Source organism: Amycolatopsis sp. CA-128772, from assembly GCF_002904295.1.
Lineage (GTDB): Bacteria > Actinomycetota > Actinomycetes > Mycobacteriales > Pseudonocardiaceae > Amycolatopsis.
On the sequence record NZ_PPHG01000048.1, the window covers coordinates 88,965 to 102,996 of the forward strand.

Genomic DNA, 14,032 nt, shown 5'->3' on the forward strand with positions numbered 1-14,032 from the left:
CGCCCGGCTCGCTGGGGTTTTCCGAGTAGCGGTCGTTCATCGGGGCGCTGGGACGCCCGGCACGGCGGAACTACCAACGATTGGTATGGGGCTTCCGCCCCGCCTCTCCTAGCGTGGTGAGCGATGAGCGACAGCATGCGCACCCCGTCCGGCATCCCCGTGCGGGCGGTCTACGGGCCGGCGGACCGGCCGGCCGATCCGCCGGGTCCGGGCACGTTCCCGTTCACGCGCGGGAACTTCGCCACCGGCTACCGCAAGAAGCTGTGGACCTTCCGGCAGTACTCCGGGTTCGGCACCGCCGAGGAGTCCAACCGCCGGTACCGGTACCTGCTGGACCAGGGGGGCACCGGCCTGTCCGTCGCGCTCGACCTGCCCACCCAGTGCGGGTACGACTCCGATGATCCCGAGGTGAGCGAGGAGGTCGGGCGGGTCGGCGTGGCCATCGACACGCTCGCCGACGCCGAGGTGCTGTTCGCCGGCATCCCGCTCGACCGGATCAGCACCAGCTTCACCATCAACGGCACCGCCGCCATCCTGCTGGCGTTCTACGTCGCCGCCGCCGAACGGGCCGGGGTGCCGCGGGCGAAGCTGACCGGCACCATCCAGAACGACATCCTCAAGGAGTACGCCTCCCGGGGGACCTGGATCTGGCCGCCGGAGCCGTCGCTGCGGCTGATCGCCGACACCATCGAGTTCTGCGCGGCCGAGGTGCCGAAGTTCAACGCGATTTCCGTCGCCGGCGCGCACTTCCGGGACGCCGGGGCGACCGCCGTCCAGGAAATGGCCTTCACCCTCGCCGACGGCGTCACCTACTGCGACACCGTGCTGGCGCGCGGCCGGATGACGATCGACGAGTTCGCCCCGCAGATCTCTTTCTTCTTCTACACCCACGGCGACTTCTTCGAGGAGATCGCCAAGTACCGGGCGGGCCGGCGCCGCTGGGCGACGATCGTGCGCGAGCGGTACGGCGCGAAGACCGACAAGGCGGCGATGTTCCGGTTCGGCTGCGTCGCCGGCGGCGCCTCGCTGTACGCGCCGCAAGCGCAGAACAACACGGTCCGCGTCGCCTACGAAGCCATGGCGTCCGTGCTCGGCGGGGTGCAGTCGATGTTCACCGCCGCCTGGGACGAGCCGTTCGCCCTGCCGAGCGAGGAGTCGGCGACGCTCGCCCTGCGCACGCAGCAGATCCTCGCGCACGAGACCGGCGTGGCCCGGGTCGTGGACCCGCTCGGCGGCTCCTACTTCGTCGAGGCGCTCACCGATGCGACCGAGGAACGCGTCATCGAGATCATGGCGGACCTCGACGCGCACGGCGGCATGGTCCAGGCCATCGAGGACGGCTACCTCCAGGGCCTGATCGCCGACGAGGCGTACCGGCTGCACCGGGACGTCGAGGCGGGTGTGCGCCCGGTCGTCGGGGTCAACCGGTTCATGTCGGCGGCGGAACCGCCCGAAATCTCGATGTACGAACTCGACGCCGAAGGCCGGGACCTGCAGCTGAAGCGCCTGGCGCGGGTGAAGGCCGAGCGTGACGGGGCGGCGGTGCGCAGCACCCTCGCCGCGCTGGCGAAGACCGCGGAGGGCGAGGGGAACCTGATGGGACCGCTGATCGACTGCGCCGGCGCCTACTGCACAGTCGGCGAGATCGTCGCCGAGCTCAAGCGGGTCTGGGGCGAGTTCCGGCAGCCGGTGGTGTTCTGATGCCGGCCCGGGTGCTGATCGCCAAGCCGGGCCTGGACGGTCACGACCGCGGCGCGAAGATCGTCGCCCGGACGCTGCGGGACGCCGGGTTCGAGGTGATCTTCACCGGGATCCGCAAGCGGATCGAAGAGATCGTGACGATGGCGCTGCAGGAGGACGTCGCCGTGGTCGGCCTGAGCATCCTGTCCGGCGCGCACCTGTCGCTGACCACCCGCACCGTCGACGCGCTGCGGGCCGCCGGCGCCGGCGACATCGCGGTGATCGTCGGCGGCACGATCCCGCCGTCGGACGTGCCCCGGCTCGAGGCCGCGGGCGCGGCCGCGGTCTTCCCGACCGGGACGGCGCTGGACGTGCTGGTGGCCGAGGTCGGCAAGCTGACGGCGAGCCCCCGGTGACCGCCGGCCCGCTCGCGGGCATCCGCGTGCTCGAGGCCGGGCACATCCTCGCCGGCCCGTACGCGACGATGCTGCTGGCCGACCTGGGGGCCGAGGTCATCAAGATCGAGCCGCCGACCGGCGACCTCTCGCGCCAGGTGGGCGACGCCTACTTCGCCAGCATCAACCGCAACAAGCGCAGCATCTGCCTCGACCTCCACACCGCGGACGGCCGCCGGCGCCTGGGCGAGCTGGTCGCCGGATCGCACGCGCTGCTGGTGAACCTCAAGCCGTCGGTGATCCACCGCCTCGGCCTGACCTACGCATCGCTGCGGCGCTGGAACGAGCGGATCGTCTGCGTCGCGGTCACCGGCTACGGCCTGGACGCGGGCGACGAGCCGGCCTTCGACTACGTGGTCCAGGCGGCGACGGGCGTCGCGGCCCTCACCGGCGACCCGGCCGGCCCCCCGACCCTGCCGGGCTATTCGGCGGCGGACAACTCGGCGGGCCTGGCCGCGGCCCTCGGCCTGCTGGCCCAGATCGTGTCCGGCCGCGGCGGCCAGGTCGAGGTGACGCTGCGGGACGTGATGCTGTCCCAGCTCAACTACCGCGCCTCGGCGTACCTCAACGAAGGCACGGAACCCCACCGCCGTCCGTTCGGCGCGCACTCGTTCTACGTACCCGCCCAGCTCTTCGCCACGGCCGAGGGCTACCTGGCGCTGTTCATCACCCACGACGGCTTCTGGAAGTCGTTCGCCACGGAGGCGGCCATCGCGGGCTTCGAGACGATGGCAGAGCGCGTCGCGCGGCGGGCGGAGGTGCTGGCGGTGGTGTCGGAGGTCCTGGCGACGGACACGGCGAAGTCGTGGGAAGCCCGCCTGCGCCCGCTCGGGGTACCGGCGTCGGCGGTCCGGACGCTGCCGGAGGCCCTGGCGGAAACCCCGGAAGCCATCGTGACGGCCGGGGACTTCCGGCTGGTCGGCAGCCCGGTCCGGGTCGCCGGGTACGAGCCGCAGCACCGGCCGCCGCCCTCGCTGGGCGAGTACGCCTAACGGGCCGGGACCGCGGCCCCAAGCCGGTGCTGGAGGTCGTCGACCAGCGCTTCGAGCTCCGCCACGCCGGTCGCCGTCCCGAAGACGTGGTAGTCCGGCCGCATCAGCACCGAAGTAGCCCCGTACCGCGCCAGGAACGGCCGGAGGACGTCGTCCGGCCGCACCACGCGGGTATCGAGCGAGGCGAGGAACGGCGAGTCGTACTCCTCGGAAGTCAGCAGCACGAAACCCGGCTCGACGCCGGGCCCGTGCGGCACGACCACACCCGCGCCCGGGCTTTCGTGCACCAGCCCGCCGGTGAGCGGCGAAGCCGGTTCCGGACGCCCGGCCGGCTTGCCACGGCGGTTGGCCAGCACCGTCTCGTCCCGCGCGGCCGCCGCGGCCGGGTCCGTCACGCAGATCACCCGGCCCAGCTGGACCGACGCGAGGATCGCCTCCTTCGCCGCCGCCCGGCGTTCCTCCTCGTAACTGTCCAAAAGAGACGGACCGGCCAGGCCGCCGAGCACCAGATCCAGCTTCCACGCCAGGTTCGTGACGTCGCGGATACCGGAACACATGCCCTGGCCGGCGAACGGCGGCATCAGGTGCGCCGCGTCGCCGGCGAGCAGGACGTGGCCCACCCGCCAGCGGTCGGCCCACCGGGCCTGGAAGATGTACGTCGTGCTGCGCAGCAGGGTCGCCGTATCCGGGGTGACGCCGAAGGGCGCCATCAGCCGCCACGCCGTTTCGTCTTTGTTCAGCTCCGCCGCGCTTTCCCCCGGCAGCCGCATGAACTCCCAGCGCCGGCGGCCCGGCCCGCTGCCCACGAGCGTCGTGGGCCGGGCCGGGTCGCAGATCTGGACGTTCGTCGGCACGAACTCGCGCGGCTCGTTCAGCCGGACGTCGCAGAGCAGCCACTCGTACGAGAAGCCGAGGTCGGTCACCGGCACGTCGAGGTGCTCGCGGACGAAGCTGTTCGCGCCGTCGCAACCCACCACCCACCGCGCCGAGATCGTCCGCGGCACCTCGTCTTCGTCGACGGCGGTGACCTCGACGCCCGATTCGCCGTCGGCGATGGCCACCACCTCGTGCCCGCGCAGGACCGTGAGCCCGGGAAGCGCCTGCGCCCGGGCCGCGAGCAGCTCCTCCAGGGCCGGCTGGTGCATGGTGTTCGCGTCCGGCCGGCCGTAGCGGCCGGTGGTGGAAAAGGCGATGTCCAGCAGGGTCCGGCCGTCGGCGGTCTGCCACTGGTAGCCGTTGGCCGGGGCGGTGATCGCGGCGAGGTCGCCGCCGATGCCGGTGGCGGCCAGCAGCCGGGCGGTCTCGCCGTCGAAGCTGGTCGCGCGGGGCAGCTTGTACGGCCGGGGACGGCGTTCGAGCACCGTCACCCGCCGGCCGCGCTGCGCCAGCAGCACCGCGAGGGTCGCGCCGATCGGGCCGTTGCCGACGATGACGACGTCCGTGTCCGTCACGGCAGCTCGCCACGGAGCACGTGGTTCACCCGCTCGCGGACGCAGGCGACGCGGTCGGGCAGCGACGGGTCGCCTTCGGGCCACACCAGGTCGATCCCGACCCGGCCGCCGAACGTGCTCAGCACGTAGCCGCCGAGGGCGAGGGTCTCGCGCATCCGGGACGCGGAGTGCAGGTTGGTCAGCCGCAGGCCGGCCGGGGTGCGCATCGGCGGCGCCACCCCCCAGTTCATGATGCTGACCACGGCGAGCGCGAGGCTCGGGTCCCACGGCTTCGCGGCGGCGGGCCGCGCCAACATGTCCAGGATGCTGCGCTGCACGGAACCATCGGTCAGCCCGGCCCGCAGCTGTTCGCCGATCGCCTGGCCGATCACCACGGCGTCGGGGGCCATCCCGGCGGTCACCTTGAACCCGACGCCGCCGAGCACGTTGGTGCCCTCGGTCGCGCCGACCGGGGGAGCCAGCCGGTTGCGCAGGTTCACCGAGTACCGGTACACCAGGTCGGTCAGCGGCATGTCCCGGAGTTCGGCCTCGGCGAGCAGGATCGCGCCCGACACCAGGCCGTTGATCGTCACCTTCTCGCGGTGCCCGAGGTCGGCCAGCGCCGCCGTTTCCGCCTCGGAAAGCCGGTGCTGGACGACGTGCCGCACGACCGGTTCCGCGGGGGACACCGCGGGCGGCGGCCCGGCGGCCGGGGGACCGTCGGCGTGGATGCCGCGCTCGGCCAGCAGGTCCTCCAGCGACCGGGGGTACGGCTGCCGGGGCAGGTCGAGGGCCACGCCTTCGACGACGTCGGTGTAGCACGACCAGAGCGTCGAGAGGATCGCGGTGGCGTGGTGCGCGTCGGCCACGCTGTGCTGGACCGCCAGGCAGACGCCGGCCTCATCGCCGTCGCGGACGACGTTGAGCGCGCTCAACGCCCGGCTCTGGTCGAGGTCGAGCCCGGCCAGCGGCCGGCCGGGGTCGCCGTCGGCGAATCGGATCTCCGGCCGCGAATCCGACTCGGTGAGCACGACGCCGTCTTCGGTGACCTCCACCCGGGCCGCGAGGTGCGGGTAGGCGCGGTACACCGCTTCGAACGCGGTGGTCAGCGCCTCGGGATCCAGCCGGCCGGTCGCGCGCACCGTGTAACCGATGTACGCCTCCTTGACGGCGTGGATCCGTTCGCTGGGCGCCAACGCACGCCGGACACCAGCTCGCGTCACGTGTTCCTCCAGTGCATCCGCGGTCACGGCCGGCTCAGCACGGCGCCGGCCAGCTTTTCGGTCATCGTCGCGATCATCGGGGCGGCCTGCTCGACCAGGAAGAAGTGCCCGCCCGGCAGCACCCGCAGGTCCGCCGGCCCGGTCGTGTGCTCCGCCCAGGCGCGGGCTTCGCCGACCGACACCCGCGGATCGCGGTCGCCGGTGAACGCCGTCACCGGGCAGTCCAGCCGGCGCCCGGGTTCGTGCCGGTAGTCCTTGACCGCCCGGTAGTCGCTGCGGATGGCGGGCAGGACCATCGCGAGCAGTTCGGGGTCGGCGAGCATGGCCGCGTCGGAACCGCCCAGTTTCCGCAGCTCGGACACGAGCCGCTCGTCCGACGCGCCGTGCACGTCGTCGTCGCGGTAGCACGACGGCGCCCGGCGGCCGGACGCGAAGAGGTGCACCGGCGCGGGCAGCCCGGCTTCGGGCATCCGCAACGCGATCTCGTAGCCGATGATCGCGCCCATGCTGTGCCCGAAGAGGGCCAGCGGCCGGTCGTCGAACGGGCGCAGCACGTCCAGGATCCGGCTCGCCAGCCCGGAAATGCTGCCGACGGGTGGTTCGTGCCGCCGGTCCTGGCGCCCTGGGTACTGGACCGCCAGCACCTCCACCGCGGGCGCGAGGGCCTTGGCCAGCGGGAAGAAGAAGCTGGCCGAGCCGCCGGCGTGCGGCAGGCACACCAGGCGGACCCGCGCGTCGGGGGCGCGTTCGAACCGGCGCAACCACTTCTCGGCGTCTGGTCGGTGCACGAGCGAACTGCCTTTCGCCTGCCCTGTGCTCAGGCGAGCTTCAGGGGGAGGGTCTTGGTCCGGGTGAACGCGGGCCGCAGGATCCACGGGAGCTCGTCGCGCGGGACGGCCAGCGACAGGTCCGGGAACCGGGTGAACAGCGCGTGCAGCGCCACCTCCGCCTCCTGGTAGGCCAGGTGCTGGCCCAGGCAGCGGTGGATGCCCTTGCCGAAGGACAGGTGCATCTCGTTGGCGACGGTCAGCCGGTCGACGATCAGCTTGTCCGGCTCGGAGAACTTGCGCGGGTCGGTGTTGGCCGCCAGCAGCAGCGGCGCGACCGGCGCCCCCTTGGGGATCGTGACGCCACCGAGCTCGACGTCCTCCGACGGGAAGCGCACCTGGGTGAACTGGAGCGGGCCCAGCCGCTGCAGTTCCCGCACGGCCTGCGCCCACAGCTGCGGTTCGGCCTTCAGCCGCGCGAACTGCTCGGGGTGTTCGAGCAGGAAGAGCACGGAGTTGCCGATCAGGTACGTCGTCGTCTGGTGCCCGGCCGTGACGAGGCTGAACAGGATGCCGACGATCTCGTCGTCGGAGACGCGGGCCGGGTCCTCGGCCTGCGCCTGCACGAGCGCGGTGACCAGGTCGTCCTTCGGCTCGACGCGGCGGCGGGCCATCAGCTCCCGCGAGAGGGCGATGCACTTGCGCAGCGCGGGCGGGATGTTCGGCGCGTCCATGGTCGCCATCGCGTTGCCCCAGGCGTGCCAGGCGGCGCGGTCCTCCTCGTCGATGCCGACCAGCTCGCAGATCACCGTGACCGGCAGCGGGAAGCAGAACTCCTCGACGAGGTCGACCGGCGAGCCGTCCGCGCCCAGCTCCGCGATCCGGTCGAGCAGGTCCTCGGTGATCTTCTCGACGCGGGACCGCAGCGCGTTGACCCGGCGCGCGGTCAGCAGGTACGAGACCAGCTTGCGCAGCCGCGTGTGCTCCTCGCCGTCGGCGGAGTTGAGCTTGTTGGCCATCCACGGGATGAGGTCCTCGGGGAAGTTCATCCGCTTGAAGATGCCGTCGCGGATGTCCGCCATCGGCGAGTCCGCCGGCGGGTTCGTGAGGAACCGCGGATCGGTGAGCACCTGCAGCACGTCGTCGTAGCGGGTGGCCAGCCACATGTCCGGGCCACCCATCATGGTGCCGAGGTTCAGCGTCCCGTGCCCGGCCAGGGGTTCTTCGCGCAACCGCGCGTACCAGCCGAACGGGTCGGCGACGACCTCCGGCGAAAGCAGGTCGACCGGTTCGGCCTTCGGCCCGGCAGTGGCGGTCATGGACCTCCCCTTTCCTGGTGACGGACGTTCGGAGCGTAGGAAAGCGCCGGCCGGTTGAGCATCCCCCAACCTGACAGTGCTCGGCATGTCCTTTGTGGACAGAAGGGGCCGGGCGCTATCAGAACGGGGGATGCCCGGCGGTCCGCGGACGACCTAGCCTGCGACAGGACTCGTGCCCGAAGCGACCGAGGAAGCGCGAATGCTGACGACAGAAGAGACGATAAAAGGCCTGTTCGCCAGGTTGACCGGGGACGACAAGCACCTGGCGGCCGCGACATCAACGCTGGACGTCCTCTGGGTGCTCTACGACCGCGTGCTGAACGTGTCGCCGGAGACCATCGACGACCCCGGCCGGGACCGGTTCTACCTCTCCAAGGGACACGGGCCGATGGCCTACTACACGATGCTCGCCGCGAAGGGCTTCATCGACCCGGAAACGCTGGACACCTGGCGGACGTTCGGCTCGCCGCTCGGCATGCACCCGGACCGCAACCTGGCGCCCGGCGTGGAGATCAGCGCCGGTTCCCTCGGCCACGGGCTCCCGCTCGGCGTCGGCACCACGCTCGCGCTGCGCGCGCAGGGCCACCACGACACCCGGGTGTTCGTGCTGATGGGCGACGGCGAGTTCGACGAGGGCAGCAACCACGAGACGATGGCGATCGCCGGCCGGCTCGGCCTGGACCGGCTCACCGCGATCGTCATCGACAACAAGACGGCGAGCCTCGGCTGGCCGGGCGGGATCGCCGCCCGCTTCGCCGGCGAGGACTGGCGGGCGAGCACGGTGAACGGCCGTGACCACGACGCCCTGTACGAGGCCTTGACCAGGGAGCCCGACGGGCGGCCGCAGGTCGTCGTGGCGGAGATCCTCCCGTTCGCGGAAGGGAGCGCGGCATGACCGCCCAGCTGACCAGGAAGCAGATGCGGACCGTCTGGGCGGAAACGGTGGTCGAGTCGCTCGACACCGACCCGCGCCTGGTCGTGCTGACCGCGGACATCTCGTCGTGGTTCTTCTGGGAAGCCAAGAAGGAGCACCCGGACCGGGTGGTCAACCTCGGCATCCGCGAGCAGGCGATGATCGACATCGCCGGTGGCTTCGCGCTGGCCGGGATGCGCCCGATGGTGCACACCTACGGGCCGTTCCTGATCGAGCGGCCGTTCGAGCAGATCAAGATCGGCCTCGGCCACCAGGACGTCGGCGCGGTGCTGGTCAGCGTGGGCGCCTCCTACGACGACCCGTCGTGGGGCCGGACCCACCAGGCGCCCGGCGACGTGGCGCTGCTGGACACCCTGCCGGGCTGGACCGTGCACGTGCCGGGCCACGAGGACGAGGTCGCCCCGCTGCTGCGCCAGGCGATCGCCGGCAGCGGGCGGGTCTACGTGCGGCTCTCCGAGCGCGCCAACGCCGAGGCGGTGCCGGTGTCCGACGGGTTCACCGTGCTGCGCCGGGGCAGCCGCGGCGTGGTGCTCGCGGTCGGCCCGGTGCTGGACCAGGTGCTCGCGGCGACGGCCACCCTGGACGTCACCGTGCTGTACGCCTCGACGATCCGCCCGTTCGACCGCGCGGGCCTGCGCGCCGCGGTGGGCGCGGCCCGGCCGGACGTGGTCCTGGTCGAGCCGTACCTGCAGGGCACCTCGGCGTTCGAGGTGAACGAGGCCCTCGGCGACGTCCCGCACCGGCTGCGGGCGTTCGGCACCTGGCGTGATCGCGAGGCCCGCGTGTACGGCACGGCCGCGGAGCACGACCGGCTGCTCGGCGTGGACGCGGAAAGCCTGGCCGCGTCGATCGGCGACTTCCTCGGCTGACCCTGCTCCACCGGCTCCGCACCCGCTGTTCGCCACGGTGGGTGCGGAGCCGTCGTGCGTCCGGGGGTGTGTTCCGGATGCCGAAAGGCCGGCCCGGGCGCTTGCCCGGACCGGCCCTTTCGGCAGCCGGCAGTATTACCGCGTCAGGGCGTGTCCCAGACGACCGGCAGGGTGTGCACGCCGAAGGTCAGCATGTCGTTGCGCAAGGTGATCTCCCCGGGCGGCACGGCGAGCCGGAGGCCGGGCAGCCGGCGCAGCAGCTCGGGGTAACCGATCTGCAGTTCCATCCGGGCCAGCTGCTGGCCGAGGCACTGGTGCACGCCGTGGCCGAAGGCCAGGTGCGGGCCGCGGGGCCGGGTCACGTCCAGCTCCTGGGCGGCCGGCCGGTGCCGGTCGTTGCGGTTGGTGGCCAGCACGGACACCACCACCGTCGAGCCGGCCGGGATCCGCTCGCCGCCGAGCTCCAGGTCCTCCGTGGCGAACCGGAAGAGGCCGGGGTTGATGACGGACAGGTAGCGCAGCATCTCCTCGACGGCGTCCTCGGTGCGGGAGGGGTCGTCGCGCAGCGCGGCCAGCTGGTCCGGGCGCTGCAGCAGCACGAAGATGCCCAGCCCCAGCATGCTCGCCGTGGTGTCGTAGCCGGCCAGGAGCAGCAGGTTGGCGATGTTGACGAGCTCGTCGTCGGTGAGCGCCGGGTCGGCGCCGGCGTGGTGGATCAAGCCGGAGAGGATGTCGTCGGCCGGGTTCTCCCGCTTCTCCGTGATCAGGCGCTGGATGAACGCGCGCAGGGCCTCGAAGTTCTCCATGCCCTCCTTGACCGGCAGGTCCATCCGCAGCAGGAGCTTGGCGCGTTCCTGGAACTCGTCGCGGTCGGCGTAAGGGACGCCGAGCAGCTCGCAGATCATCAGCGAGGGGACCGGGAACGCGAATTCGGTCATCAGGTCGGCGGTGTTGCCCTTGGCCAGCATGGCGTCGAGCTGCCCGGCGACGATCTCCTCGATCCGGGCGCCCAGCTCGCGGATCCGGCGGACGGTGAACTGCCCGGTGAGCAGCTTCCGGTACCGGGTGTGCTCCGGCGGGTCCATGTTGATGAACGACCCGGCCCGCGCCTTGTCGTTGCGCAGCCGGTCCCGGACCTCTTCGGGCAGCTCCTTGAACCGGGGGTGGTAGCTGAACCGGTCGGAGGAGAACCGCGGGTCCGACAGCACCGCGCGGGCCTCCTCGAACCCGGACACCAGCCAGAACGGGTCGCCGCCGGCCAGCTGCGCCTTGGCGATCGGCCCTTCCCCGGCCGCCGCCACCAGGGCGGCCGGCACCGTGAACGGGTCCTCGCGCCGGACGTACTGCTCGGGAAGGGGCGAGCGCATCGATTCGTTGCCGGATTCGGTCACCTTGGTCGTCACTGCGGCGGAACTCCATTCCCGGTCTCGCGCGGGCCGGACGGCGATCGACGGGAGCAGGCGATCCCGCGACCGGCCTGGTCACCTCGGAGCCTAGGTCGGGTCGCGCGGGCCGGGCATCCCTCGGTCTGATAGGTCTGCCGGGTGCGGTAAGGGTGACTGTCAAAGTAGGGGTGTTCGCGGCCGGAGGGCGCCGACAGCATGGGGTGGTCCGACCGACCGCCGGCTGTGTGAGGTGTCCCGTGAGCGTCGTCCTGTTGCTGAACGGTCCGAACCTGGGTGTGCTGGGCCGGCGTGAGCCGGAGATCTACGGCACCGACACGCTCGCCGACATCGAAAAGGCCGTCGCCGAAGAGGTGAGCGCCCGCGGCTGGGAAGTGCTGTCCATCCAGCGCGAGGGCGAGGGCGAGCTGGTCGCCGCCATCCACGAGCACCACGACCGCACGGTGGGTGCCATCGTCAACCCCGGCGCGCTGATGATCGCCGGCTGGAGCCTGCGTGACGCGCTGGCGAGCTACCAGCCGCCGTGGATCGAGGTGCACCTGAGCAACGTGTGGGCGCGCGAGCAGTTCCGGCACGAGTCGGTCATCGCCCCCCTCGCCAGCGGTGTGGTGGTGGGTTTGGGGGCCTTCGGTTACCGCTTGGCGGCGCAGGCGCTGCTGCATCTGGTTGCGGGTAATCAGTGACCGGGTGGGTGCCCACGGCGGCCGGGTAACGACACAAGGCGGCCATTGGGACATAGCGTCGACCGATGGTTGGTTGACTACTAACCGAATACACCCTAGGCCAGTAGGCTGATTCGACCTCCGGTGCAGCAGACAATCTTGTTGGTACGCAAGGGAGAACGCACGTATAAGGCATTCTGGAGGAATGTGACTGTCGTCACAGTGGTACGGAGGGAAGCTTGGGCCGAAGCTATCGTGGGTGAGGCAAAGAGGTTAATCTTTCACAAGCCAACTGGGAGGTGGCTGTGGCGCGCTCATTTTGTCTTCGCCAACGCGCCGCCGTTCGTTGATCATCTGCAGCGCCTCGAACAGCGACTTAACGCGGTGCGCATTATCCTGGCTTGACTGGACGGCCTCTGCGGCCATGCCGTCCATGGCCTCGGTTGCGAATTCCGCTGAAGCGCGGCGCGCCGCAAGATCGATTCTGCTGCGTCTATTTCTGGGGATGGCCGATCGATGTTGGACGTACCAAGCTTGCATGTGCCGAAAAATCCATTCACCGGATTCGGCGACGATTTGATGCGAAGGTCCTGCGATACCGCGGGATTCCTCCGGAGGTCCGCTTCTTCGTGGTTCGACGGGCGGCTCGACCAGGGTCTGCAGTGCGCCAAGGCGGCCGCCGCGGGCAGCCGCCAGGACGCTCCCGAGCTCTACGACCTGGCCCAGTTCTGGTATGTCGGGCTGCTCGTCAAGGCCCGCAAGCTCGAGTCGGGCCGCCGGGTGCTCGACGCCGTCGAGGCGACCCGGGGCGGGTCCTCGTCCGAGCGGATGACCGCCGTGTCGCACAACGTCCGGGGCAGCCTGCTGTTCGCCATGGGCAGCGTCGACGGGGCGATGGCCGAGATCAGCACGGGGCTGCAGATCGCCGAGGGCTGCGGTGACCGGTCCCTGCGGCCGCCCAGCTACGTCGTGCTGGCGCTGGGTGCGCTGCGCCGCGCGGACATGCGGGCGTGCCGGCACTTCGTGGACAAGCTGGCCGACGAAGCCCTGCTGGGGTACTTCGGCCAGGCGCCGGGGGCGTGGGTGGCCGCGCAGGCGGTGGAGGCCCGCAGCGGGGTGGAGAGCGCGGCGAGCCTCATCGCCGGCATCGTCACCAACCCGGTGGTCCTCCGCCAGCTCCTGGTTTCGGAGCCGGCGGCGGCGTCCTGGCTGGTCCGCGTCTGCCTGAAGCTGGGCGCGGACGACCTGGCGAAGCTCACCGTGGAAGCGGCCACCGCGGTGGCCGCCGAGCAACCGGAATTCAGCGTCATCCGCGGCTCCGCCCTGCACGCGGCCGGTTTGCTGGAACAGGACGCGGCCAAATTGCGCGAGGCGGCCGAAATCCACCCCGACCGCTGGTGCGCGGCTTCCGCGCGCGAAGACCTGGCCACCCTGCTGGCCACCCGGCCGGCGGAACGCGAGCGCACCATTCGCATTCTCGAATCGGTGTCCGACACGTATGCGGCGGTGAGCGCAACCAGGGACGCGGCCCGCGTGGTGAACAAACTCCGCGAATACGGCGTCCGGCGGCGGACTACCCGCAATGTGGAATGCGAAGGTGTGGTACCCCACGGCCTGACGAGCACGGAGTTCGCGGTGGCCGAACTGGTCAGCCAGGGCAACACCAACAACGAGGTGGGCCGGCAGCTGTTCATTTCCCGGCACACGGTGGCGTTCCACCTGAAGAAGGTTTTCCAGAAGATGAACATCACGTCCCGGGTCGAGCTGGCGGCCGCGTGGAACATGGTCACCTGACGCGCTGACTGCTGATGGGTTGGATGCGGTGTTCCGTGGGAACACTGCGAGGGTCGCAACGGCGTCGCGACGGGCAGCGCAGCCCGCGACGCCGACGGTGACACGCTCGACGTGACGCGCTCGGTGCGCGCCGCTGCCCCGGTGCCGTGGCAGCGGTGGTCACCGAGGTGCTCGCGGTGGGTGGTGCGGGCGGATGGTTCGGGCGGGGTGGCGAGGTCGCTGGTGGCTCCGGCAGCCTCTCGCCGCTTCTCCTTATGTACTTGTGCCGCGCCGCGCGGTCCGGCTGCTCCGGGTCTTCGGGCGCGCAGGCCCAGCACCGATGCGCTCCGTCACCGCACGGCTCCGGTGGGTGTGCGAGCGGTCCCTTGCCTCCTCGGCGCCGGCTGCCGCAGCGGGCGGGCCGCTGTTGCCGCCCGGCCCCTCAAGCGCCGGCCGTCGCAGCGAGCGGGTCACCGCGGCCGCCCGGCCCCGCGACCGCCGTATGCCGCCCCTCACCGGCGCCCG

Annotated in this window: 12 protein-coding genes; 7 read left to right on the forward strand and 5 right to left on the reverse strand. The window is 71.4% G+C overall.

Annotation, left to right across the window (positions count from 1 at the left end; genetic code table 11):
* The first annotated feature begins 123 nt into the window (after positions 1 to 123).
* Genes C2L59_RS18015 through C2L59_RS18025 form a run of 3 tightly spaced genes read left to right on the forward strand, consistent with a single transcriptional unit; the run spans position 124 to position 3,127 of the window.
* Entirely contained in the window at positions 124 to 1,701 is a 1,578-nt protein-coding gene (locus C2L59_RS18015) for a methylmalonyl-CoA mutase family protein (RefSeq protein WP_103350678.1), read from the forward strand.
* Positions 1,701 to 2,096, forward strand: a complete 396-nt coding sequence (locus C2L59_RS18020) for a cobalamin B12-binding domain-containing protein (protein WP_103350679.1) — start codon at positions 1,701 to 1,703, stop codon at positions 2,094 to 2,096. Before C2L59_RS18015 ends, C2L59_RS18020 begins: the two co-directional genes overlap by 1 nt.
* Positions 2,093 to 3,127 carry a CaiB/BaiF CoA-transferase family protein gene (locus C2L59_RS18025; protein WP_103350680.1) on the forward strand — a complete coding sequence of 345 codons (1,035 nt, stop codon included), beginning with the start codon at positions 2,093 to 2,095 and terminating at the stop codon, positions 3,125 to 3,127. Before C2L59_RS18020 ends, C2L59_RS18025 begins: the two co-directional genes overlap by 4 nt.
* On the opposite strand, the gene C2L59_RS18030 is transcribed toward C2L59_RS18025, so the two are convergent.
* From C2L59_RS18030 to C2L59_RS18045, 4 genes are read right to left on the reverse strand one after another with little or no spacing between them, the layout of a single operon-like run.
* A complete protein-coding gene (locus tag C2L59_RS18030) occupies positions 3,124 to 4,578 on the reverse strand; it encodes a bifunctional 3-(3-hydroxy-phenyl)propionate/3-hydroxycinnamic acid hydroxylase (protein WP_103350681.1) in 1,455 nt (484 codons plus the stop codon). The two genes, C2L59_RS18025 and C2L59_RS18030, sit on opposite strands and share 4 nt — an antisense overlap.
* A complete protein-coding gene (locus tag C2L59_RS18035) occupies positions 4,575 to 5,780 on the reverse strand; it encodes an acyltransferase (RefSeq protein ID WP_103350693.1) in 1,206 nt (401 codons plus the stop codon). Before C2L59_RS18035 ends, C2L59_RS18030 begins: the two co-directional genes overlap by 4 nt.
* A gap of 23 nt (positions 5,781 to 5,803) precedes the next feature.
* Positions 5,804 to 6,541, reverse strand: coding sequence for a thioesterase II family protein (locus tag C2L59_RS18040; RefSeq protein ID WP_103350682.1), 738 nt, complete (start codon positions 6,539 to 6,541; stop codon positions 5,804 to 5,806).
* A gap of 56 nt (positions 6,542 to 6,597) precedes the next feature.
* Entirely contained in the window at positions 6,598 to 7,866 is a 1,269-nt protein-coding gene (locus C2L59_RS18045) for a cytochrome P450 (RefSeq protein WP_103350683.1), read from the reverse strand.
* A 199-nt stretch (positions 7,867 to 8,065) separates the two neighbouring features.
* On the opposite strand from C2L59_RS18045, the gene C2L59_RS18050 reads away from it, so the two are divergent.
* Together C2L59_RS18050 and C2L59_RS18055 are read left to right on the forward strand one after the other, a co-directional pair.
* Complete coding sequence (locus tag C2L59_RS18050) at positions 8,066 to 8,761, forward strand: thiamine pyrophosphate-dependent enzyme (protein WP_103350684.1); 696 nt, start codon at positions 8,066 to 8,068, stop codon at positions 8,759 to 8,761.
* A complete protein-coding gene (locus tag C2L59_RS18055; protein WP_103350685.1) occupies positions 8,758 to 9,669 on the forward strand; it encodes a transketolase family protein in 912 nt (303 codons plus the stop codon). Before C2L59_RS18050 ends, C2L59_RS18055 begins: the two co-directional genes overlap by 4 nt.
* A gap of 143 nt (positions 9,670 to 9,812) precedes the next feature.
* Here C2L59_RS18055 and C2L59_RS18060 read toward each other — a convergent pair whose 3' ends face one another.
* Complete coding sequence (locus C2L59_RS18060; protein ID WP_103350686.1) at positions 9,813 to 11,072, reverse strand: cytochrome P450; 1,260 nt, start codon at positions 11,070 to 11,072, stop codon at positions 9,813 to 9,815.
* 239 nt (positions 11,073 to 11,311) lie between these two features.
* Between C2L59_RS18060 and C2L59_RS18065 the strand changes: the two genes are divergently transcribed.
* Together C2L59_RS18065 and C2L59_RS18070 are read left to right on the forward strand one after the other, a co-directional pair.
* Complete coding sequence (locus tag C2L59_RS18065) at positions 11,312 to 11,755, forward strand: type II 3-dehydroquinate dehydratase (RefSeq protein ID WP_103350687.1); 444 nt, start codon at positions 11,312 to 11,314, stop codon at positions 11,753 to 11,755.
* Positions 11,756 to 12,313: 558 nt separating this feature from the next.
* Positions 12,314 to 13,528, forward strand: coding sequence for a helix-turn-helix transcriptional regulator (locus C2L59_RS18070; protein WP_103350688.1), 1,215 nt, complete (start codon positions 12,314 to 12,316; stop codon positions 13,526 to 13,528).
* The last annotated feature ends 504 nt before the right edge of the window (positions 13,529 to 14,032 follow it).